Below are 23,041 nucleotides of genomic sequence, written 5' to 3'. Positions count from 1 at the left end.
CATATTTCTAAATGAAATGTGCCGGAAGAATCGAGACTTCCGGCATTTGCCAATCTGCGGCAGACAAGCAGGTTTATGCATGTGGTTCACTTAATCGGACTAAGATTACATCTTCCCCGATTTTTACTATATTTCGCCATGGAATGACCAATTCCTCTTCTTTTCCAAAAAATCCGAGAACTTTCCCATTTCCTCCGAGTATGATCGCCTGAATTTTTCCAGTGGTCACATTGATATCAATATCACCAATACTCCCCAGCTTTTTTCCGTTTGAGACATTGACGACATCCTTTACCTGAAATTCTGAAATGCTGATCATTCCATCACGTCCTTTTTCCGTCCTTTTGTTCAAGTATATGAACGGGCAGGCTGAACCTTGTCAGCAAGAAGAAATTTTCATGTCATTGTTCTTTTTTCCGGCTGCACCAGCTGATGATAAAATCGAGTATAATTTTTGTATAATCTACTAGCTGCTCAATGGATACCTTCTCGTTCACAGAGTGTGCATTGTGCAGATCTCCAGGACCGTATATTACGCATGGAATACCGGCATCATACAGCCATCCGCCATCTGTAACTGATTGAGAAACGTCAATAATTGGACACTCCCGTTTCACTTTCTCATGAGAGGCAGTTAGCGCTAAGACGCCTGGGTGGCCAAGGTCAACTTCCAATGCCGGAAAAATTTCTCCTCTGTCTTCTATCATGGATGAGCCTCCCCACTTGAATACAGGGCGGTTTTCCCTAAGCCAAATATCACTGTCACTCAGCCGATTGACGTAATCTTCTATTTCCGCTGCCACTTGGTCATGGGTTTCATTCGGATAAAAATGGACTGTGATCCACAGCCGGCATTCGTCCGCTATAAAAGCCGCATGTCTGCCGCCTTCTATAACTGCCGGGTTAATCGTATTTGTGCCTGGTTTAAAACCGGGATAACTTTTCATAATGGACCAGTGGCGCTCAAGTTCACCGAGCCCCGCAATGATTTTTGCCATTTTTTCAATTGCGCTTGCTCCGAATGTTCCTCCGCCTGCGTGAATCATATTCCGTCTCGTTCCATCATGAAATGTTTGACTGCTTTTGATTTCGATCCAGCCTGTAATGACACCACCTTGGCCTTGAATATGCATATCGCTCGTATCCGCGACAATTGCAAAATCAGCGTGGTAGCCCCTCTTGCAGCATTCAAGTGTGCCAGCTTCTCCAACTTCCTCTCCAATAACCGATTGCAGAATCAGATCACCGGGAAGCTCAATGCCGGCTTCACGAATTAATTTGACAGCAAACAGCACACAAGCCATTCCGCCCTTCATATCAGAAGCGCCTCGCCCGATTAAGAGACCGTTTTTTTCAATTGGTTGAAACGGATTGTGCTCCCATCCTTCATCCTCTTTTACCTCTGCCACATCTATATGACCATTAATGATCAGGCTGTAATAACCTGCTGAATCTGTTCCCTTTAGCTTCCCTACAACATTGGGATCTCCAGGGTACACATCCCATTTGTCGATCGAGAATCCCAATTCATTTAAAAATCCCACAATCCATGACTGAATGCCCTCTGTATTTCTTGCAGGCGGGGCGGGTGTTTGATAAGAAATCAGTGTTTTAGCAAGCTGAATAAGCTCCTCCTTTTGTTCTTCCACTTTTTTTTGCAAAGAGTCTATTTGTTGATCCAATGTAAATCCGCTCCTATTCTTTAAAATCAAAAAAGCCGTTTCAAATGTGATGAAACGGCTTAATAAAAACAAACGGAGTCCGATGTACTCCGCTTTTCACCGCTTCCCTCCGCTGGCATGATCCAGATCAGGTCAAAAGGGTTGAGACAAAGTCTCTCTCAGCTTCGCAAAGCACCCCTAGGATGAATCTATATATGTTTGTCAGGCATTCGTTATCGGCTCAGCTCTTGTTAAAAACGGCCGATCCTGATTCCATAATACATGGATTGGCGTATCAAAAAAAGCGGAAAGTACTTGATCAGTAAGCATTTCCTTTATTTCTCCGGATCCAAAGACCTCTCCCTGTTTTAATAAAAGGGCTTTATCAAAGACAGGCAAAATTTCTTCAGCATGATGAGTCACATAAAGGATAGATGGTGCATTTTCTTTGTTTGCAATGTATGTAATCGTATCTAACAACTTTTCCCGGGCAATAAAATCCAGCCCTGTGACTGGTTCATCCAGTATCAGCAACTCCGGATCGGCCATTAGTGCTCTAGCAATCAACGCTCTTTGTTTTTCCCCTTGAGAAAGGGTTTCATAGCGGCGATCGGCATATTCAATTGCTCCCAAGTCCTCTAACAAACCAATCGCTTTTTCCCTGGTTTCCTTACTTGGCGTTTCATATAACCCAATCGAAGCGTAAGCTCCGCTCAAAGCAATTTCAAAGGCTGAATCTGCCGGATACAATTTTTGCTGAAGAGCTGCTGAGACGAGGCCAATTTTACGTCTGAGCTTTTCCCCAAGCTCTGTTTTGCCAAATTCATGGCCAAGCACCTGCATCTCGCCTGATGTTGGAAAATAATATGAGCAAAGCATATTTAACAGCGCTGTCTTCCCGGCGCCATTTAGGCCGTAAAGCACCCAATTTTCCTTTTCTTCCACCTTCCAATGAATATCTCTCAGTATCCATTTCCCATTCCGTTTTAGTGAGACATTGTCAAGCTGCAAAATCATCGTGGTCCTCCTCTTTATTGCCTTTTATAATTGTTTTAATTTTCATAAAACTTTGTACGAACTAGGATACCTTACTTTTTCCAAAACGTAAACCATCCGTAATCAATAGAAAAGCCTTTAAAACAACATGGTTTTAAAGGCTTTTCATTATTGATGAATATTTTTATTCATTTGTTTGATAGCCGCTTTTTCAAGTCTGGACACCTGCGCTTGAGAAATTCCGATTTCCTCGGCGACTTCCATTTGGGTTTTCCCTTGGAAGAACCGCTTTCTCAAAATCATTTTTTCCCTATCATTCAGCCTTCTCATGCCCTCTTTTAAAGCCAGCTCTTCAATCCATTGTGAATCTGTATTACGCTCATCACTGATTTGGTCCATCACATAGATCGGGTCTCCGCCGTCGTTATAGATCGGTTCAAATAGAGAAACCGGATCCTGGATGGCATCAAGCGCAAATACAATTTCCTCATGCGGTACTTCAAGAACTTTTGCGATGTCTTCTGCAGTCGGCTCCTTGCTTGTCTCACTGATTAACCGCTCTCTTACCTGAAGCGCCTTGTAAGCGATGTCCCGGAGTGATCTTGAGACACGGATCGGGTTATTATCACGTAAATACCTGCGGATCTCTCCGATAATCATAGGTACAGCGTATGTTGAAAACTTAACATTGTGGCTTAGGTCAAAATTATCAATGGATTTCATTAGTCCGATGCAGCCGACTTGAAATAAGTCATCAACATACTCCCCTCTGTTATTAAATCGTTGAATGACACTTAAGACAAGACGCAAGTTCCCGTTTACAAGCTTTTCTCTTGCTGAATCATCGCCTTCATCCTGCAGCTGCCTAAACAGCTTTCTCATCTCTTCATTCTTGAGTACTGGTAATTTGGAGGTATCCACCCCGCAGATTTCGACTTTATTTCTCGACACTTTTTTCCCTCCCTACAGGAGCTGCTGTACAACGTTAAGTATCTCCTTGGGTGGGAAAAATATGCACTGCACTCAGACCGAAAAACTGTCGAAATCAGGAAATCCCTGTAAAATCAAGGGGTTCTAACCATAAAATTTTTTACACCATTTTGTTGAACTCTTTTCTCAACCTTTTTATAATTCTTTTCTCAAGCCGCGAAATATAAGACTGAGAAATCCCCATCATATCCGCTACATCCTTTTGGGTTTTTTCTTCTTCACCGACAAGCCCAAACCGCAGCTCCATGATTTGCTTTTCTCTCTCATTAAGTTGTTCAAGCGCTTTTTTCAAAAGCTTTTTATCGACGTTAGCTTCTATGTCTTTAGTGATGATGTCATCGTCAGTGCCGAGCACATCAGAAAGCAAAAGCTCATTGCCGTCCCAATCAATATTAAGCGGTTCATCAAAGGAAACCTCTGAACGGATTTTGTTATTTCTTCTTAAATACATCAGGATTTCATTTTCTATACACCGGGAGGCATAGGTAGCAAGCTTGATTTTCTTTTCTGGATTGAATGTATTCACAGCTTTGATTAGACCGATGGTACCGATGCTGATTAAATCCTCTATATTAATTCCCGTATTTTCAAATTTACGGGCGATATATACGACCAGACGCAAATTGCGTTCAATTAGAATGGCGCGCGCCGCCTGATCGCCGTTTGGGAGCTTCATTAACAAAACCTGCTCCTCATCTTTAGATAATGGAGGCGGCAGGGCTTCACTCCCGCCTATGTAATAGACTTCATCACTTTTCAGCCCAAGTTTCATCAGCAGCTTATACCAGAGGTGCGTCAACCGTAATTTCAGTTTTTTCATCTTCCTCTCCCTTCTAAATGTCACGCCGTTTGAGTATGATAAGTAACGGACATTTGCGAACATTATGAAACGTGTTTGACAGCCTTGCCCGAAAGCATTTTCGGATGAATAATCGCGTCAAACTCTCCATCTGCCGACAGCTTTGTTGTGCTGATGCCGATTAAACATTTATCTGCAGAAATCATTTCTTCTTTTGTCATAATCGTTACGTGATCCGGTTTAACGCATAATAAAAATTGATTTTGCTGACCAACTCCCCTGTATGGAATCAACCTCATTTTATCTAAAAAGCGAAAGGAATCATCGAGCTGTTCGATGGCTTCCAATGGGTCTGTGTTTCGAATGATCATCGTTTCGGCTGTTCCGAAAATCGGCTCCAGTTTATCAATGTAAATGATCATTACCGGTGTTTTTGTAAGAGGATCGTACAGCTGGTTACCGGAATCAATCAGGCCTCTGACATGAAGTGTTTGGCTGCCCAAATCTGCCTGCACGCTGACTCGTTCCTCATATTGAATGTTTTTTGTTTCAATATCTTCAATTCTTCTTTTAGAAAAAAACCATAATACTGGAAAGCCCCCAACAATAAACAACCAGCTGATCGGGTCTCCAAACCCTGTTTGATTGGTAATCATAACACCGTTTTGAACAATAGAATTTGACTGCAGCAAAGAATGGGCTCCGATAATTCCTCCCCCCATTAAAAAAGTGGCAAAATAAAAGGAAAACAAATTTTGAAAGAAAAAACGAAATCTTTTAAAGCCAAATGTCACCACCACAATCACAACTGAAAAAGCTAGCTTCCCAGCCGGATGTTCAACAATCGGCGAAAAAGGAGTAAACATCAAAAGGACAATACTGGAACCGATGAACGCTCCGCCTACCAGTCTTCTTTTTTTTACATGCCGTTTTAAAATAAATGCCGTGAGCAAAAGCAAAAGTGCATCAAAACAAAAGTTTAACAGCCAAATGACATCTAAATAGATTTTCACATCTGACTCCTTTCTTTCTTGCCTCACGCTGTTCCCCTTCTTGCTTCATAAGTATAAAGCAAGCTCTGTGGGAAAGTCTGTCAATTAATGTTGAGAGGAAAATACAATTTTTCAGGGAAATCTGCTTAATTTGTCGAGGAATTGTAATGAGAGGATATATAAAAAAGCTGCCAATGACGGCAGCTTTTTTCCACTTAATTTTCTGTGTTGATATTAAGTTTTCCATTCGCAGTTTTTCTTGTTTCATTTCCATAATCATCTCGTACGATCACTTCTACTTTTGCTCCTTTTGCTTTAATAGAAGAAGTGGCTGTCCAATAGCCTTCATATCTTCCCGGAGAAATTTCTCTTAACGGGAGTTCGGTGGCGTTTTGCACACTCGCTCTTGCATTGGTCAGCGGCATACGAATGATAAACGTTGCATCTAAATCCTCAGCGCTTGAGAAAGCGATTTTCACAGATTCACCGGCTTTTAAGTTTTTATCCTCTCCCGGAATTAAGCCGGAAATGACAGGCTTATCAAAATTGACATCAATGACAGCCTTTTTCGTCGTTTTGTTGCCTGCTAAGTCTGTAGCAATCACCTTGATTTCATTGCTTCCATTCTCCAAAAGAATCCGGGCTGAGTATGAACCATCGGTTATTGTTGCTTTTTTGCCATTCACCTTGACGTCTTTCAGATTGTCATCGGATACAACCCCTTTGACAGTCAGCGTTTCTTTATTTGTTTTCCCGCCATCCTTTGGAGTGTCCAGCGTTAACTCAGGCTTTTCTTGATCAAGCGTGACCATGATTGGGCTGGAGGCATCTGTTGTTCCGTTGTCAGTTGATGCAGTTGCCGTCAGCTCATTTTCACCCTTGTTGAGTGTGATGCCTGTCTGGAACGTGCCGTCCGCGGCAGCTTTCGTTTCTCCTGCTTCTTTCTCTCCATTATAAATGTGTACCGTTGTGCCAGGAGAAGCGTTTCCTTTTACAGTGACGTTCTCCTTATTTGTGTATGATTTGTCTGTCGGTGAAGTAATCTCAGGTACAGCAGCTTCATAATCAACTAATGCGCGAATCATATAGTTGCCGTCTGCTTCGTCACCCGGCTCCCATTGTCCACCTATATACTGCCAGTTGCGGCCGGAATTCTGGCCGGTTTCATCCATTGCCAGTCCAGGTGAATACGGATCAGGTTTCGACTGGATATACACGAGATAAAAGTCTCTATCGACCATAATTCCTTTTGAACTGAGATCTACTTTAGTCCACTCGCCATTGCGAAGAGCTTCCGCGTTAAATGGCCCTGCAATTTTCTTGCCCGGTGCTCCGTCTTTTCCTGTAGCATCGTATACCTCAACCTTAAACTCTGTGCCGCCGGGATCAGGGAACTCTGTATCCCAGAATCTGAACAGCCCTCCTGTAAGCATGCCTTTGTCCTTGCCGTCAGCGAGCGTCATTTTGACCGCCCATCCGTTACCGGCAGCAAAATAGGAATTGGCATTCTCCGCTGTTCCGTCATCATATGCAATTTCACCCGGATAACCGACGAAAGGCTTCAATGCAGTTTCTTTTGTCACATCACCTTTTAACTCAACGGAAAATTCATCACTGTAATAACCCGGTGCAGCGACTTTAATCGTATAAGCGCCTTCATAGGCCTCCAGCGTATATTCACCTTTGTCGTTTGTCATAGCCGGTTCCACCGCAGCATCCTCTACAACATAAACGGAAGCGCCTGTTACCGGCTCTCCTGTCGTTTTATTAATGACCGTGCCTTTTAATGTGCCCTTCTTCATCTCTTCTAACGTAAAATTAGCTTGTGTCGTCTGATCCGTCTTTAAAGATACTTTTTGTGTTTTCGACTGATAACCATATGCTTCTGCCATAAGCGTATAGTCTCCCGCTTTGTGCTTCAGCGTGTACTGCCCTGTGGATTGATCTGAATATGTTGATTTTCCTGTTTCCACTACACTGACTTGTGCCCTGAGCGGCAAAACTTGAGGCTGTATAGCCTTGTTCTGATGTTTTACCGCTGTGTTTGCAGATGGCTTAGCCTTTTTCGGATTTACTGGCTTTTTCTTTTGCTTTCCAGACGGCTTTTCGACGCCCAGCTTATTCTTTTTGACTGTTTTTCCGGCTGATTTGTCAGAAAGCACTACATCATCAATATACCAGCCCTCTTTTGCAATGCTTTCATCAGATTGAAGGTTAAACATCACTTGAATGTTTTGGCCTTTATAAGCCGATAAATCAATTTCTTCGTCCGTCCAGCTTGATGTCTTTCCGTTATAGACACCAGCCTGCTCCCAATTCTTTTCACCTTCCGGAAGAACAAAAACGTAGCCGTAATCAAAATCATCCTCTAAATTGTGCCAGCTTTTAAATTGAAGGAACAGACTTCCTGAATCAGGTGCTTTAATAGGAGGCATAACAAGGTTCATGTTTGCTGAGTTGGCATAATTTCCTGTCAAATTCGTTCCATATACTTTTTCTCCGGATGCTGCTGTATTTGGACCAGTTGACGGAACTCCCCATTCCCAGTTATTATTTGTTCCGCTCGCAACCCAGCCGCCGGGTGCAGTTTCAAAGTCCTGTTTATATCCCACCGTGATGCTTGGTTTCACTGTTACATCGTATACGTCAGACGAAACGACATGACCGCCAAAATCGTGAATCATCCACTTATAGCTTAGTTTAGTTCCTTTTATATCTGGGATCTCTGCCTGATACGTTCCTTTTAGATGATCACCGCTGATTCGTTTAGCCGTTATTTCTGTCCATTCACCTTGATCAAGCTTGTAGGACAGCTTTACAGATGTCACACTCACATTGTCTTCAGCTGTCAAAGTTAGTGGCAGGCTGCCACCTTCATAAGCTTCAGTTACTTTCTCATGCTGATAGACAGGAGGCTCTTGGTCATCCCCCTCTACAGAAACTTGTCCTTCCGCTTTCCCTAAACCATCTGTAACAGCGGATACAGCATCAAAAGCATTCACCAGACCATGGCCATATCCGTTATTCGGTGAATCAGGAAATGTTGAATCCGTGAGCGGTTCAGCCGTGCTGGTTAATATATCCTCCATCTCATCAACAGAAAGTGAGGCATTCGCCTGTTTCAGCAGTGCAGCAACAGCGGATACATGCGGCCCTGCCATTGATGTGCCGTCCCAACCATCCTCATATGTCTGACCGGGAACGGATGAACGAATATTAACCCCCGGTGCAGATATTTCCGGCTTTATTTCATCATATGGAGATGGCCCTTGAAGAGAAAAGTCAGCGAGCTTTTTATTGATATCAGTCGCTCCAGTTGCAAACGATTCTGGATAGTTTGCCGGATTTGCGATAGAACCAGGCCCGCCGGGAATAAAGAGATCCGTATTCCCCGCTGAAAACTCAGGGAAAATATCGGCCGCACGCCAGGCATCGACCATGTCTCTGTACCATTCATCAAGTCCAGAGCCCCCTCCCCATGAGTTATTGACAACATCAGGAGCCATTTCTGGGTGGGGATTTCCTTCCGCGTCCTTTGGTGCTAAAACCCATTCACCAGCTTCCAAAATGTCAGCATCAGTGCCGCCATCTTCAGAGAACGCTTTAACAGCAATCCATTTTGCGCCAGGCGCTACACCGATTTGATTTGTTCCATCAGGTTCAGAACCCACCATCGTGCCTGTCACATGGGTTCCATGAGCCAAATCATCATAAGGGCTTGCCTCGCCTGCTACGGCATCATACCAGTTCATTTCATTTTCAGGCTCATTAGGATTTTCCGGATTATACCCGCGATATTTCTCTTTTAATGCCGGATGATTCCATTCCACCCCGGTATCAATGGACGCAACAACCGTGCCAGTTCCATCATATCCAAGTGCCCAAGCTTTTGGGGCATCGATTTGGTCTACATTCCATTCCACACCGTCAGTTGCTTTAATAGCTTTCTGTGCTTTTTTCATATTAAATGGGGAGGATGACTTAAAAAGCTGCCGTTTCTCATTAGGAAGCACCTTTTCCACTTCGGGAAACTGCGCCACTTTTTCCATAACCTCTTTTGAGGCATGAACAGCAATCCCATTCACCACATAATAAGAATGAATTTGGTCTGCATTTCCTTTATCTTTCTGGGTGTTCAAGTATTTTAGGACATCTTGCTGGGATTCATCGGCTGTGACTTTTAAAGATGACACAACCGCAGAACGCTTTTGATATTCCGTCTTAGCGGCAGAGAGCTTCTTCGATTTCGCTTTTTTAACAGCCGCGTTTGCCGCTTTTTCTGTGTTAGCCTGATCTTTAAATTTAATCAGAAAAGTCGTTTTTTCTTTCTTTTTAAAGCTTTTCTTTAATGAACTCGCAATCTTGTTTTGAATGGATTCCGCAGATTGAAGCTCCTTTTTAACAGAAGGTGAGGTGACTTTACTGCTTGCCCCGGCTGCTCCCGGAAACAGCAGTGAACTGATGACAACTGTACTTAAAACAGAGCTGATGAGTCTGTTTTTCGTTTTTTTCTTCATTTTCATCCCCCTTTTTCAACATGCTTTTTAAAAAAAGTGTCGTCCCTCCTTTTAATAATGAATGGTTTGTCAGAACATCGCTGTATATTAACTGTAGACAATTTGAATTACAGATATTGTCGTTTCATGTCATTCAATTTCCATATATATGAAAATGATAAAAATGTCACAAAAATAAATAGGTCTAATTATCTGTTTTGTTACTAAGCGAAGGAAGCAATAGGGAAAAAGACTTTATAAGATGGAAAGTGTGAAGAGAAAAACAAAAAAGGACAAAATCGAAAACGATTTTGTCCTTTACATTAGCCGCGTTTATTACGGTTTCTTAAGAATGTCGGGATGTCAAGCGTATCATCAGCCGGCTGTGAAGTATGACGGCTTACTGTGTTCTGCTGCTGAGGCTCCTCACGTTTTTGCTCACGCTTCGGAACACTTTGATTGTGTGTTTTGATGCTTTGATTTAAGCTTGGACGCTGAGGCTTCGTCACGTCCTTCTCTTGTTCGATAAAGCCGGTTGCAATCACTGTCACCACAATCTCATCTTTTAGATTTTCATTAATAACAGAACCGAAAATCATGTTTACGTCTTGATCAGATGCCGAAGCGACAATGTCTGCTGCTTCCTGAACCTCATATAGGCTGAGGTTTGTTCCTCCAGTGATGTTCATGAGGACGCCTTGCGCACCGTCAATGGCCGCTTCAAGAAGCGGGCTGGAAATTGCTTTTTTTGCTGCCTCTGCCGCGCGATTTTCCCCAGTAGCAATACCGATACCCATCAAAGCAGATCCTTTGTTTGACATGATTGTTTTCACATCAGCAAAGTCAAGGTTGATAAGACCAGGTGTAGCAATCAAGTCAGAAATACCTTGAACCCCTTGGCGAAGTACGTTATCCGCTTCACGGAATGCTTCAAGCATCGGTGTGTTTTTATCAACAATTTCAAGGATACGGTCGTTCGGGATCACGATCAGTGTATCCACCGCTTCTTTCATTGCCGAGATTCCACCTGCAGCCTGAAGCTGTCTTTTGCGTCCTTCGAAGGTAAACGGTCTTGTCACAACGCCGACAGTTAATGCGCCTAAGTCTTTCGCGATTTGTGCGATAACCGGTGCGGCACCTGTTCCTGTTCCGCCGCCCATACCAGCTGTCACGAATACCATGTCAGCACCTTTAAGTGCTTCTTCAATCTGCTCTTTGCTTTCTTCAGCGGCTTTTTTCCCGACTTCCGGATTCGCACCTGCTCCCAATCCTCTAGTCAGCTTTGCGCCGATTTGCATTTTCACTTCTGCTTTTGACAGGTTAAGAGCTTGAGCGTCCGTGTTTACCGCGATATACTCTACTCCTTGCACTTCATTTTCAATCATTCGGTTAACGGCGTTGTTACCGCCGCCTCCTACTCCGATTACTTTAATTGATGCTAAGCCGTCTATGTTTGTTTCGAACTCCAACATGCTAAATCCTCCTAATCTGCCGAATGACTATCTATCTATTCCCAAAACATGCTTAATAGTTTTTTCATTTTGCTCTGTTTATTATGTTCGGCTTGTGTTTTTTGTTTTCCTTTTGGCCGCTGCTGCACCTCATTTTGGTGATGATGCTGCTCTTGTTCCTCAGATGATGAGACTGCGATTTCCTGTATCGCTTCTTCAGGCATCTTAAAGCCTATTTTTCTGCCTTGGATTCTTGCATTCCGGCAGGCGAATTGGATCAGGCCCACTCCCGTCATATATTGAGGATCTCTTACACCGATATAATTCGGGCTTGCCACTCTGACATTGTTTTGCAGCACATCCTGTGCCAAAGACATGACACCCGGCATAGCTGCTTGTCCTCCTGTCAGCACGAAGCCTCCCGGCAGATCGGTAATTCCCATACTGCGAAGCTCTTCTGAAACAATTTCAAGAATTTCTTCTACTCTCGCTTCAATGATATTCGCTGCTTCTTGCTGTGTAAATGTTTGTTTTTGATTGGTGCCTATAACGGTTACCTCAAATATTTCATCTTCCGAGGCTTCGTCATAGTAGGCATGTCCAAATTGCTTTTTCACGCGTTCTGCTTCTTCTGTTGACGTTCTCAATCCGATGGAGATATCTTTGGTGATATTTTCGCCTCCGAGAGGAATGACACGGGTAGAAGTGAGATGTCCGTTCTGGAATACGGCAATGGTTGTTGACCCTCCGCCTATATCAATGAGAGCCACACCAAGGTTTTTCTCGTCCTTTGATAATGCAGCAGAACCGGCTGCCAGCGGCTGAAGGCAAATATCAGTTATTTCAATACCAGCTCTTTCAACGCAGCGGAGTAAGTTATGTAAGATTGTTTTTGAACCGGTGATCAAGGTGCCCTCTACTTCTAAACGCACACCCAGCATTTTTTTCGGGTCGGTGATTTCATCTCTTCCATCTACGATAAACTGTTTAGGAATGACGTCAACAATCAGCTGTTCATGCGGTACGGAAACAACCTGTGCCGCCTCCATGACACGGCGTACATCTTCAACCTGAATTTCTTTATTTTCACTGGAAACTGCTACAACACCGTTTGTATCTTGAATATTGATATAATTTCCATTAACGCCGACAATAGCTTTTCTAAGCGGAAAACCTACCATTCTTTCAGCTTGGTCAAACGCTTTTCTTATAGAATGAACGGTCTCATCTATATCAACGATTGAGCCTTTTTTCAACCCTTCAGACGGTACATTTCCCACACCGATAATATTAAGGGAATCATCTGTCATTTCTCCGACGATCACTTTTGTATTGGACGTACCGATGTCAAGACTGACGTAAAGTTCATTGTTGTTCATTCTATGGCACCTCCTCACATTTCGATCATTTCTATTCTATTATTTGCGGAACAACAATACAATGAATGTGGCTTTACAAGTGTGTAACAAAAAATAACAACAGAATATTTTTATGTGCTTTTCACATTTTATGTTTATTGAAAATATTCGTTATATCCTATGTATATCCTCTTTTATATCACATTTTTTTTATTTTTTTTAGAAAGAGTCCACTTTGTTAGTAGATTTCTTCTGATAACGGCTATATTCTGAAATAATCTGACTCCAAATGCGAATATACCTGCTAAATACAAGTCTACACCAAGATGGACTCCCAGAAAAGCTAAACTTATTGCCAATATAATATTAAAAAAGAAACCGGAAACAAATACCATTTCATCATATGTACCTTGTAAATGCGCCCTGATTCCGCCGATTAATGTATCAAGTGCGGCAAGCACCGCAAGCGATAAATAGTTAGAGTATTCACTCGGTATCGTTAAGTTTGTCATTAGTCCAATCGCTATTCCGAGCACCAGTCCCAACACGGGCAGCCACATGACAATTCTCCTCCTTTTCAGTCTTTAAGCAGTTTCAGCTGTTGTACGTCCAGTGGTCTGTCATATGCTTTTAATGTTAGTTTGCTTTCAGATTTACCGGCTTTTAATGCTAAATTTTCAGATGCAAAAAGATCCTCAAGGCCTGACCCCTTCACTCTGCTGTGTAACATGTCCGGATCTTTGGCAAGCACTTTTACTGTTAAAGGATAATCGTCAAGGGCGTATCCGTCTATTTTTGTAGTGCCGTTTATATCTCTGATGACTGTATGATTCACAACTCTTCGCTCGTTAATCGAGATATGCTCTGCACCGTAGGAGTTGAGTTCATTAATCAGCTTTTTCAGCAAATCCGGAGGCGGATTTTCGATCGGCTCTCCTGTTAAGCTTTCAGAAAAAAGCGGGGAAATCGTAATGACAATTCCGCTACCTGTTATATCGGTCATGCCGGCTGTTTTTTTTAAGGATTGCAAGGTATTATTTAGCGCGGTTTCTTTTGTCATTTCTTTCGTTTGCGAATAGCTATTCAGCAGTTTGTCATATTTGTTTATTTCAGCCAGCAGCTTTTCCTGCTTCTTCTGCTCTGATGTCAGCTCTTCCCTAATATCCCACATATCTCTTGTATCCCGGACTTTGGGGTGTTTTAACGAATTAAACTGAACAGATATCATCAGGCCGAAGATGACCATAAGCACACTGATGCTTATGAAGGAACGCTTTATTTTCAATCTGTTTCACCCGCTTTTTCAGTCATTCCTTCGTTTTCAGAATCGGTTTCATTTGTACGTTTTTCTCTTTTTCTGCCGAAACAGAAATATGATCCATTGACAGCTGATCAATTAGGCCTCCAGCGATATTTAACGAGGGCAGCAGGACATCTGGATCTCCAATAGCGGATACCGTAAACGGAGCGGGATGCTGCACACCGTCTACCGTTACCACAGGACCATTGCATTTGATATACGAATCATGCGTCAAACGCTGCCCATTAACGGCGACAGCCGCCGCTCCTGAGATATACAGTTCGTTTACTACTTGGAAGATATGGCTTTCGTGAACGATGTAACTATTCACATTCTCCCCTTCCGGTATGTATGACGCATCTTGCAATGTCACCTCAACGCCTTCTCCCTGCACACCGACTTCCCCAATATACATCCTGTATTTTTCTGTATCTTCGAGGACATTATAGTATTCCGACTTCTCTTTCTTCAGCTTATTTTCCGCCTGGCGGACTTTGTTTTGCTTTTGATATAATTCTTTTTCAAGCTTCTTATTTTCTTTCTCTTGTTTCAGAAGTTCATCTCTCAGCGCATATTCTTTTTTCCACTCTTCCGTCTCAGCCGCGCTTTTGTTGTTTTCTTTTGTCATTTGAAAAGAAAATGAAATCAAAAAGCCTGCGATAAGCATAATCAAGGAAAGAAGGACTGCTGATTTGCCCCTCAATTTTCATCTTCCTTTTTAGCAGCTTTATCGTTTTTCCCAAACTCTTCAAAATAGGTGGCAACTTCTAAATGAATGATTCCTTTTTTATTGCTGCTTAGCTGAGAAATGATAGAAGGATACGTCTTCATTCGGTCTGCAAACGTTTTAATAGATGCAGTGACAACATAACCGTCGTTCATGTACAACTTAATACGGTTTTCATCCATTTTTACAGGCGTATAATAAATTTCTGAAATCGACTGTTTTAACGAATTTGACAACGCATCGAGCTGCTTGGCCATTTGAGACCGCTTCTTCGCGTTTGTCCAATTCACTAAAATCGGTCCGGCATCATCCGGCGTTACTTCGTTTGGCAGAACTGAGCCGTTTTCAAGCACTTCATAGTACACATCGTCTTTTTCTAAATAAGCAATCGCTTTATATTCTTCGATTGCAATGTTGATTTTATTAGGAAGCGATTTGCTGATCTCCGCTTTTTTCACTAATTTATTTTGCTGAATCTTCTTTTCTGTTTTTTGCTTGTCCAAACTCCAAAACTCAGTATCTCCGCTGTTAATATCGGAAAGGTCGATAATTTCCTTTTTTGATACATTTTCATTCCCTGTAACAGAGATTGTTGATACTTTACTGATTGGTGTTTGCAGGTACACAATGATCAGCACCATAATAAAAAAGAGCATAATAAATGAAATGAGACGGCGGTTTGCCTTTTGTTTCCTCTGCTCTTTAATTTTAGGGATCCGCTCTTCAATGTTAACGATTTTTTCTCGGTCTTGACCCGGGTTCATTGCCTGTTCACCTCATTCAAATGAAACAGCTGTTAAAAGTCTGTCTATTCCAAAACAAACGGCATGCTATGATGCCGTTTGTCGTTTGCTTACAGTATATCATATGAACAGCTTCAGTCAGAACTTGAATCAGCGATTTCCGCCGATGATTTCAACCTCTGTGTGCATATCAATCTCGTATTTTTCACGGATTGTCTTTTTCACATGGTCAATGAGATCAAGCACATCTTTTGCTGATGCTCCCCCCGCATTGACGATGAAGTTTCCGTGCATCTCCGATATCTTTGCACCGCCGATTTGATATCCTTTCAAGCCTGCTTTTTCTACAAGGTTCCCGGCATGATTCGGAAGCGGATTTCTGAATATGCTTCCCGCACAAGGACTTGAATACGGCTGTGTATTTTTTCTATAGTCTTTATTGCTTTGCATTCGCTGAACGATTGATTCCTTATCCTTCTGCTCCAGCTGCAAAACAGCTTCAAGGCAAACGCCCGGGCGTTTCTTTTGCAGTACAGATGTCCTGTAGCTGAAATCCATCTGCTCATTTGTCAGCCACTCAATCGTTCCGTCTTCAAACAAAATATGCGCTTTGACGAGGATCTCGCTCATATCAGAACCGTGAGCGCCGGCATTCATATAAACCGCTCCGCCGACTGATCCTGGAATGCCGGCAGCAAATTCCAAACCGGACAGGCCTTTTTTGCTCAATGATGTAGCAAGGCGTACCACTGAATAACCGCCTCCGACTGTTACTTGCTCCCCTTCAAGCTCCAAATGGTCAAGACCCGCACCCAGCTTGATTACTACGCCTCTAATTCCTTCATCTAAAACAAGAAGATTTGATCCGCGGCCGATGACTGTCCACTTCACATCATATTTTTTAATCACGTCCATGATGTCTTTAACAGCATCTACACTGCTTGGAATGACCAATACATCCGCAGGTCCGCCGATTTTCATCGTTGTATGATTCGCGAGCGGTTCATTTGCAAGAACCTTGCCGACTTCGCGTTCTTTTAATTCCTGTATCACTTTCTCCATCGTAAACCTCCGCATTCCATTTGCTTTTCTACTATTTTTTTAATTCCTCGAGTACGCTGTATAAACGGGCAGCCGCGTCAGGAACACCGAGTGACTTTGTTCTTTCGCTCATTTCCTTTAACGTTTGCTCATTCAGTACAATCCGGTCTAGCGCTTCAATCAGCTTCTCCCCGCTGAGCTCTGTTTCTTTCAGTACAATCGCCGCATCATGCTGGCCAAGAGATCTCGCATTGACCTCTTGGTGATTCGCTGTCACATATGGACTCGGGATCAAAACACTTGGGATTCCAAGAGCAGTAATTTCCGCAATCGTTGTCGCACCGGCTCTGGCCACAATGACATCAATGGCCTTTAAATACTCAGGCATTTGATGAAGAAACGGCTTTGTGACCATATTATCAGCGGCACCCTTGCTTTTCAGCTCATTCATTACTTTTTCATAGTGAACTTCACCGGTGATATACAGCACTTGATAGTCTCTTGTTTTCAGCGCATCCTGCATGTCAATGACAGCGCGGTTAATCGGTGCAGCGCCTCGGCTTCCGCCGAAAATTAAGACCGTTTTTTTGTCTTCAGAAAGCCCAAATTCAGCCATTGATCGTCCCGTATTTATTGAGACGACTTCAGAAGCTCTCGGGTTTCCCGTAAATACAACTTTCTCGCTAGGAAAATGTGATTTCGCTTCTTCAAAACAAATCGCTACTTTATTAACATATTTTGAAAGAAACTTATTCGTGATGCCCGGCAGGCTGTTTTGTTCATGGACAATAGTCGGAATTCCCATTTTCGCAGCGGCATAGACAACCGGCCCGCATACATAACCGCCCGTTCCAATTACGGCATCGGGCTTAAATTCCGCTAAATACGATTTACTCTTTTTGACGCCCTTCAGAAAACGCATCACAGTCTTGACATTTTCAAATGACAATTTTCTTTTAAATCCTGTAATTTCTATTGAACGAAACGGTATATTCTCCCGCTCAACAATTTTTTTCTCCAGCCCGTTTTCTGTTCCGATATATAAAAATTCCACATTAGGATGACGTCTTTGCACTTCTTTAATAAAAGCAAGCGCAGGATAAATATGTCCCCCTGTACCGCCTCCGCTTATTGCAATTCGCATTTCTTTTCCCCCAGTCTAAGTTTCTCTATAACATAACGATAACCCTGTTTTGTTGGACAGGGTTATCGCATCAATTGTTTCCAAGCTTCATGTTAGACAGGAAGCTTGGACATACATTCGTTAATACCTCGAGTAGCGGCTTACATTCAGCAGCACACCAACTGCCATCAGCATTAGAGTCAATGAAGAGCCTCCGTAGCTCAGAAACGGGAGCGTGATGCCTGTTACAGGAATCAGGCCCGTGACTACGCCGATATTTATCATGACTTGAATGGCAATCATTGAAATAATGCCGACTGCGACAAAGCTTCCGTACAGATCAGGGGCACCAAGCGCAATTCTGATTCCTCTCCACAGCAGGACGCTGAAGAGGAGCAAAATAAGTGTTCCCCCGATAAAGCCCAGCTCCTCTGACAAGATGGCGAAAATAAAGTCTGTTTGCGGCTCAGGCAGATAAAAGAATTTCTGTCTGCTTTGTCCGAGCCCCATTCCGAACAACCCGCCGGGCCCCACTGCATAAAGCGATTGAATGATCTGAAATCCGCTTCCGAGCGGGTCTTCCCATGGATTTAAGTATGAGGTAATCCGCTTTATCCGATATGGAGCCGATAGTACGAGCCCGACAAATCCGCTGAGGCCGATCAGCCCGAGAAAGACGAAATGGGCGATCCGTGCGCCGGCTACAAAAATCATGACAATACAAGTTCCGACCATTACTGTCCCCGTTCCGAGGTCAGGCTGGCACATGATAATCAAAAATGCTGAAAACACGATGCCAAGTGCGGGGACGAACCCCCGTCTGAACGATGTGATGTTTTTTTGTTTTTCAGAGAGAAATTTAGCAAGGAATGCAATCATCGCAAGCTTCATAAACTCTGAAGGCTGTATGCTGAATGCTCCGACTCCGATCCAGCTTCTTGAACCGTTCCGCACCATTCCGACGCCCGGTATCAAAACAAGCACCAGAAGGAAAAAGCAGATAACCATCAGCAATTTGGACCATGTCCTCCAAGTCCAATAATCGACATTCATGATAAAAAACATAGCAATGACGCCGATTCCCGCAAACAAAAGCTGCCGTTTCGCGAAAAAGAATGAGTCGTCAAATTTATAATCCGCCCATACCGCACTCGCACTGTACACCATAATTAATCCGATTGTTAATAATACTAACGTAATGATGACCAATAACAAATCAGGCGATGTTTTTTTAGTAGTCAAAGCAATCGACACCCCAAGCTTAAAGTCATTAGGGCTGCCGATTTACTTCAAGACAAGCCCTTACTTAAGCATATGCACGGCATCTATAAACATGTCACCGCGTTCTTCAAATGTTTTGAATTGATCCCAGCTCGCACACGCGGGTGACAGCAGGATGACATCTCCTTCATTTGAGAGCGCAAACGCCGCAGATACTGCTTGTTCAACATTATCGACACGTTTGACATGTTGTATTCCCAGTTCATTGCCGAGTTTCTCAAGTTTTGGCGCCGTCTGGCCAAATGTAAGCACTGCTTTGACATGCTTCATATAAGGTTTCAAGTCATCAAAACCATTTCCGCGATCCAGTCCGCCCGCAAGCAGAATGACCGGCTTATCAAAAGCTGAAAGCGCCTTGCTTGTCGCCAGAATGTTTGTTGCTTTACTGTCGTTATAAAATTTGCGGCCATTCACAGTTGTGACATATTGGAGGCGGTGCTTCACACCAGTAAAGCTTGTCAGCACCTTTTTAACCGCCTCATTGGAAGCTCCTGCCGTTTTCACAACTGCAATAGCTGCTAAAATGTTCTCCAGGTTATGAGCACCGGGCAGTACAACCTCTTCCAGAGGAAGAATGGCTTCGCCGTTAAACATAATCATACTGTCTTTTACATATGCGCCCTGTTCAAGCGTTTTGCTGACTGAAAACGGGACGATTTCGGCTTTTCCGGCTTCAGCAAGACGCACGACGGTTTCATCATCCTGGTTGACAATAGCTTTATCTGAAGCAGTCTGATGAAGGTATACTTTCTGTTTCGCTTTTTCATAGTTTTCGCGCGTATGGTGATAATCCAGATGGGCGTCAAATACATTTAAAATCAGGCTGATTTCCGGTCTGAAAGCGTGTGTTCCCATCAGCTGAAACGAAGACAGTTCAGTAACGATCCATTCATCTCCATCAGCATGATAGGCAACCTCACTTGCGACTGTGCCGATGTTTCCGGCAATCAGTGCTTTTTGCGAGTCAGCTTTGAGCATTTCGTAAATTAGCGTTGTCGTGGTCGTTTTACCGTTCGATCCGGTAATCCCGATAAACTTGGCGCTGGTCAGGTAGTAAGCGAGCTCAATTTCCGTCCAAACCGGAATGCCTCTTTTCTCCGCTTCCTGAACCATAATATTTTCATAAGGAATTCCCGGGTTTTTGATCAGAATCGTGATTTGATGCTGATCGAACAGAGAAACTGGATGCTCTCCGCAAACAACTTCGATTCCTTTTTCAGAAAGCTTTTGTGCCGGTTCATTTTCTTCAAAAGGCTTTTGATCATTGACTGCAACATAAATGCCTTTTTCATGAAGAATGGAGGCCGCCGCATATCCGCTTTTCGCAAGCCCAAGGATTAAAAAATGCTGTTTCTGTAAAAATTGATCATTTTCCACTTATAACCACACCTCGATGTAAATTCCTAAAACGGCAAGCAAAAGTCCCGCAGCCCAAAACGTCACGACTACTCTCCATTCAGACCAGCCGACAAGCTCATAATGGTGATGAAGCGGACTCATTTTAAAGATTCGTTTACCTGTCGTTTTAAAGCTGATGACCTGCAAAATAACAGATAATGTCTCGATAACGAATACACCGCCGATGATAACCAGCAGGATCTCTAATTTCGTTAAAATGGCAATGGTAACGATGGCTCCTCCCAATGCAAGCGATCCCGTATCTCCCATAAAAACTTTGGCCGGATGAGCATTAAATACAAGGAAGCCCAGAACTGCACCGACAACGGCAACTGAGAAAATCGCTACGTCATATTGAGACTGATTCCATGCCAGAATGGCAAAGGCGCCAAAGGCAATCGCCGCAGTACCGGATAATAACCCGTCAAGGCCGTCAGTCAGGTTAACTGCGTTTGATCCGCCGACTAGCATAAAGAGCACAAGGATAAAGTAAGCCCAGCCAAGATCAAATGATAAGTCAGTTCCAGGAATGCGAATATCAGTCGCAAAATTGTAGTAATGGTACACGGCGTAAAATACAACTGCAATAATAATTTGTCCGATCAGCTTTTGCTTTGATGTCAACCCAAGATTGCGCTTCATGACAACCTTGATGTAATCATCTAAAAAGCCAAGCAAACCGTAGCCTAGCGTAACAAACAAAAGCAGCACCATTTCGGGGCTTATTTCTGAAAACTTCTGTGTCATAACAATTGTTGTCACTATGATAGAAAGTATGATCATGACCCCGCCCATTGTCGGTGTCCCTGATTTTTTCTGATGTGATTTCGGTCCTTCTTCTCTAATACTCTGGCCGAATTTTAATCTTCTTAAAAACGGAATAAGAATCGGAGAGAGCAGAACACTAATTAAAAACCCCATTAAAATTGTAAACAGAATGACTTGCTCAAGCATTGTCCTTTTCTCCTCCTGTTTCTTTCAAACGACATACGTAGTTATCATATTCATGATTTTTTTCCATATGAAAAATCTTTTCAAGCTCCATTATTCAGTAACATCTCTTTCCTATGAATTCGTCTTATTCTTATTGAGTTCAACAATGGCTCTCGCCGCTACTTCAGCATCATCAAAATCGAAAGTTTCATTTCCGATCTGCTGATAGGTTTCATGTCCTTTTCCGGCAATGAGGACAACGTCGCCTTTTTTGGCATTGGCAATTGCGAAAAAGATCGCCTGCTCGCGGTTTGCAATACTGTGATAGTATGCGTTCTCTACTCCAGCTTCCATATCTCTTAAAATCGCGCGAGGATCTTCGCTTCTCGGGTTATCTGACGTGAAAATCGGCTCGTCAGCCAGCTCCACAGCAATTTTAGCCATTTTCGGGCGCTTCGTCTTATCTCTGTCTCCTCCGCAGCCGACAACGACAAATAGCTTTCCTTCCGTCATATCTCTACATGTCTCCAGCACATTTTCAAGGCTGTCCGGTGTGTGCGCGTAGTCTACAATGACAGGAAACTCCTGCTGCTGATTGACCAATTCAAAACGTCCCCTTACACCATGCAATTCTTCAACAGCCTCAGTGATGATTTCAAACGGTATGCCTGCTGCAATACATGTCGCAACAGCGGCCAGCACGTTATACACATTAAATTGTCCGACGAGAGACATCGTGATGTGCTTCGTGCCTTTGTTTGTCACGAGATCAAAGCTTGTGCCCTGTGCAGTGATACTGATGTTCTTCGCCATCACATCAGCATCGTTTTTAATTCCATATGTAGAGATATGCGCCGCTGTTACCTTTTCAAAATAAGCGCTCGCCTCATCGTCAGCATTCAGGACGGCACGCTTTGGATGTTCGTGGTTGAAAGCTCCGCCAAGCTGGGAAAAGAGCAAGCTTTTTGCATGCCGGTACTCATCCATCGTTTTATGATAGTCCAGATGGTCCTGTGTTAAATTCGTAAACACGGCAATATCATAATCACAGCCATGGACGCGTCCTAAAGACAAAGCGTGGGAAGAAACCTCCATGATTGCAGTGTCAACGTGCTTGTCATTCATTTTCTTAAACGTTTTCTGCAGCGTGACGCTTTCCGGAGTCGTGTTTTTAACAGGAAGTGTTTCGTCTCCGATTTTCATGTACATTGTACCGATCAAGCCTGTGCGTTTTCCCGCTTTTTTCAGAATCTCATCGACCATGTGGGTCGTTGATGTTTTGCCGTTTGTCCCTGTTATCCCAATCAGCTGAAGCTTCTTCGTCGGCTGTCCGTAAAACGCATCAGACAAAACGCTGAGCGCGCGAAGTGACTGCCGGACAATAATAACAGGAACATTCACATCGACCTCTCTTTCTGCCACAATAGCCGCTGCGCCGTTTTCTACTGCTTTTTGCGCAAAATCGTGGCCATCCACCGTATACCCTTTTACACATACAAAAAGACTCCCTTTCTTTACTTCTCTGGAGTCCATCTCAATTGAAGTTATTTCAGGGTCTTGTGAGTCGTTTACAGAAGGTTCGGTTGTTAAGTATGTAAGCAGCTTTGTAAGTTTCATCGTATCAAACCTCTCAACATTCTAATTCGTTCTTTTTATCATTGAAGTCACATCAAATGATGTGGTAATGATTTTAAGCATACAGTTCATATTTTAGCGTAAATAAAAGGATACATCCAGCTAATCTTGAAAGTT

The 23,041-nt window shown here is 43.2% G+C and carries 19 protein-coding genes and 1 riboswitch; all 19 genes read right to left on the bottom strand.

What is annotated here, in order from left to right:
• Nucleotides 1–73: 73 nt before the first annotated feature.
• Nucleotides 74–319 (bottom strand): YlmC/YmxH family sporulation protein, encoded by a 246-nt coding sequence (locus tag NYE53_RS08340; protein WP_003232153.1) that lies wholly within the window; start codon nucleotides 317–319, stop codon nucleotides 74–76.
• A gap of 82 nt (nucleotides 320–401) precedes the next feature.
• Nucleotides 402–1,682: an N-formyl-4-amino-5-aminomethyl-2-methylpyrimidine deformylase gene (ylmB, locus tag NYE53_RS08335; RefSeq protein ID WP_339248127.1), complete on the bottom strand. Its 1,281-nt coding sequence runs from the start codon at nucleotides 1,680–1,682 to the stop codon at nucleotides 402–404.
• Nucleotides 1,683–1,769: 87 nt separating this feature from the next.
• Nucleotides 1,770–1,871: riboswitch (TPP riboswitch) on the bottom strand.
• Between the two features lie 12 nt (nucleotides 1,872–1,883).
• Entirely contained in the window at nucleotides 1,884–2,678 is a 795-nt protein-coding gene (locus NYE53_RS08330; protein ID WP_014479731.1) for an ABC transporter ATP-binding protein, read from the bottom strand.
• A 147-nt stretch (nucleotides 2,679–2,825) separates the two neighbouring features.
• Nucleotides 2,826–3,608: an RNA polymerase sporulation sigma factor SigG gene (gene sigG / locus NYE53_RS08325; RefSeq protein WP_009967190.1), complete on the bottom strand. Its 783-nt coding sequence runs from the start codon at nucleotides 3,606–3,608 to the stop codon at nucleotides 2,826–2,828.
• 139 nt (nucleotides 3,609–3,747) lie between these two features.
• Nucleotides 3,748–4,467 (bottom strand): RNA polymerase sporulation sigma factor SigE, encoded by a 720-nt coding sequence (gene sigE / locus NYE53_RS08320; protein ID WP_003221446.1) that lies wholly within the window; start codon nucleotides 4,465–4,467, stop codon nucleotides 3,748–3,750.
• A 62-nt stretch (nucleotides 4,468–4,529) separates the two neighbouring features.
• Nucleotides 4,530–5,459 carry a sigma-E processing peptidase SpoIIGA gene (gene spoIIGA / locus NYE53_RS08315; protein ID WP_038828183.1) on the bottom strand — a complete coding sequence of 310 codons (930 nt, stop codon included), beginning with the start codon at nucleotides 5,457–5,459 and terminating at the stop codon, nucleotides 4,530–4,532.
• 194 nt (nucleotides 5,460–5,653) lie between these two features.
• Nucleotides 5,654–9,955 (bottom strand): bacillopeptidase F, encoded by a 4,302-nt coding sequence (locus tag NYE53_RS08310; RefSeq protein WP_339248125.1) that lies wholly within the window; start codon nucleotides 9,953–9,955, stop codon nucleotides 5,654–5,656.
• A 302-nt stretch (nucleotides 9,956–10,257) separates the two neighbouring features.
• Nucleotides 10,258–11,406, bottom strand: coding sequence for a cell division protein FtsZ (gene ftsZ, locus NYE53_RS08305; RefSeq protein WP_021479331.1), 1,149 nt, complete (start codon nucleotides 11,404–11,406; stop codon nucleotides 10,258–10,260).
• 35 nt (nucleotides 11,407–11,441) lie between these two features.
• Entirely contained in the window at nucleotides 11,442–12,764 is a 1,323-nt protein-coding gene (gene ftsA / locus NYE53_RS08300; protein WP_003232169.1) for a cell division protein FtsA, read from the bottom strand.
• A 173-nt stretch (nucleotides 12,765–12,937) separates the two neighbouring features.
• Complete coding sequence (locus tag NYE53_RS08295) at nucleotides 12,938–13,303, bottom strand: small basic family protein (RefSeq protein ID WP_003238683.1); 366 nt, start codon at nucleotides 13,301–13,303, stop codon at nucleotides 12,938–12,940.
• 17 nt (nucleotides 13,304–13,320) lie between these two features.
• Entirely contained in the window at nucleotides 13,321–14,028 is a 708-nt protein-coding gene (locus NYE53_RS08290) for a DUF881 domain-containing protein (protein ID WP_009967184.1), read from the bottom strand.
• Between the two features lie 22 nt (nucleotides 14,029–14,050).
• Nucleotides 14,051–14,746, bottom strand: a complete 696-nt coding sequence (locus NYE53_RS08285) for a DUF881 domain-containing protein (RefSeq protein WP_339248122.1) — start codon at nucleotides 14,744–14,746, stop codon at nucleotides 14,051–14,053.
• Nucleotides 14,743–15,534 (bottom strand): cell division protein DivIB, encoded by a 792-nt coding sequence (gene divIB, locus NYE53_RS08280; RefSeq protein ID WP_003232178.1) that lies wholly within the window; start codon nucleotides 15,532–15,534, stop codon nucleotides 14,743–14,745. Before divIB ends, NYE53_RS08285 begins: the two co-directional genes overlap by 4 nt.
• 129 nt (nucleotides 15,535–15,663) lie before the next feature.
• Complete coding sequence (murB, locus tag NYE53_RS08275; protein WP_021479336.1) at nucleotides 15,664–16,575, bottom strand: UDP-N-acetylmuramate dehydrogenase; 912 nt, start codon at nucleotides 16,573–16,575, stop codon at nucleotides 15,664–15,666.
• Between the two features lie 31 nt (nucleotides 16,576–16,606).
• Complete coding sequence (gene murG / locus NYE53_RS08270) at nucleotides 16,607–17,698, bottom strand: undecaprenyldiphospho-muramoylpentapeptide beta-N-acetylglucosaminyltransferase (RefSeq protein WP_339248119.1); 1,092 nt, start codon at nucleotides 17,696–17,698, stop codon at nucleotides 16,607–16,609.
• Between the two features lie 120 nt (nucleotides 17,699–17,818).
• The gene (gene spoVE / locus NYE53_RS08265; protein WP_335388395.1) at nucleotides 17,819–18,919 is read right to left on the bottom strand and encodes a stage V sporulation protein E; all 1,101 of its coding nucleotides are present in this window, start codon (nucleotides 18,917–18,919) and stop codon (nucleotides 17,819–17,821) included.
• A 60-nt stretch (nucleotides 18,920–18,979) separates the two neighbouring features.
• Nucleotides 18,980–20,335, bottom strand: coding sequence for a UDP-N-acetylmuramoyl-L-alanine--D-glutamate ligase (murD, locus tag NYE53_RS08260; RefSeq protein WP_003232189.1), 1,356 nt, complete (start codon nucleotides 20,333–20,335; stop codon nucleotides 18,980–18,982).
• Nucleotides 20,336–21,310 (bottom strand): phospho-N-acetylmuramoyl-pentapeptide-transferase, encoded by a 975-nt coding sequence (mraY, locus tag NYE53_RS08255; RefSeq protein WP_003232192.1) that lies wholly within the window; start codon nucleotides 21,308–21,310, stop codon nucleotides 20,336–20,338. It lies immediately after the preceding gene.
• 111 nt (nucleotides 21,311–21,421) lie between these two features.
• Nucleotides 21,422–22,906, bottom strand: coding sequence for a UDP-N-acetylmuramoyl-L-alanyl-D-glutamate--2,6-diaminopimelate ligase (locus NYE53_RS08250; RefSeq protein WP_003245326.1), 1,485 nt, complete (start codon nucleotides 22,904–22,906; stop codon nucleotides 21,422–21,424).
• Between the last annotated feature and the right edge of the window lie 135 nt (nucleotides 22,907–23,041).

The sequence above is a fragment of the Bacillus sp. FSL R5-0523 genome, from assembly GCF_037975295.1.
GTDB lineage: Bacteria > Bacillota > Bacilli > Bacillales > Bacillaceae > Bacillus > Bacillus subtilis.
This window is presented reverse-complemented; position numbering and strand designations above follow the sequence as displayed.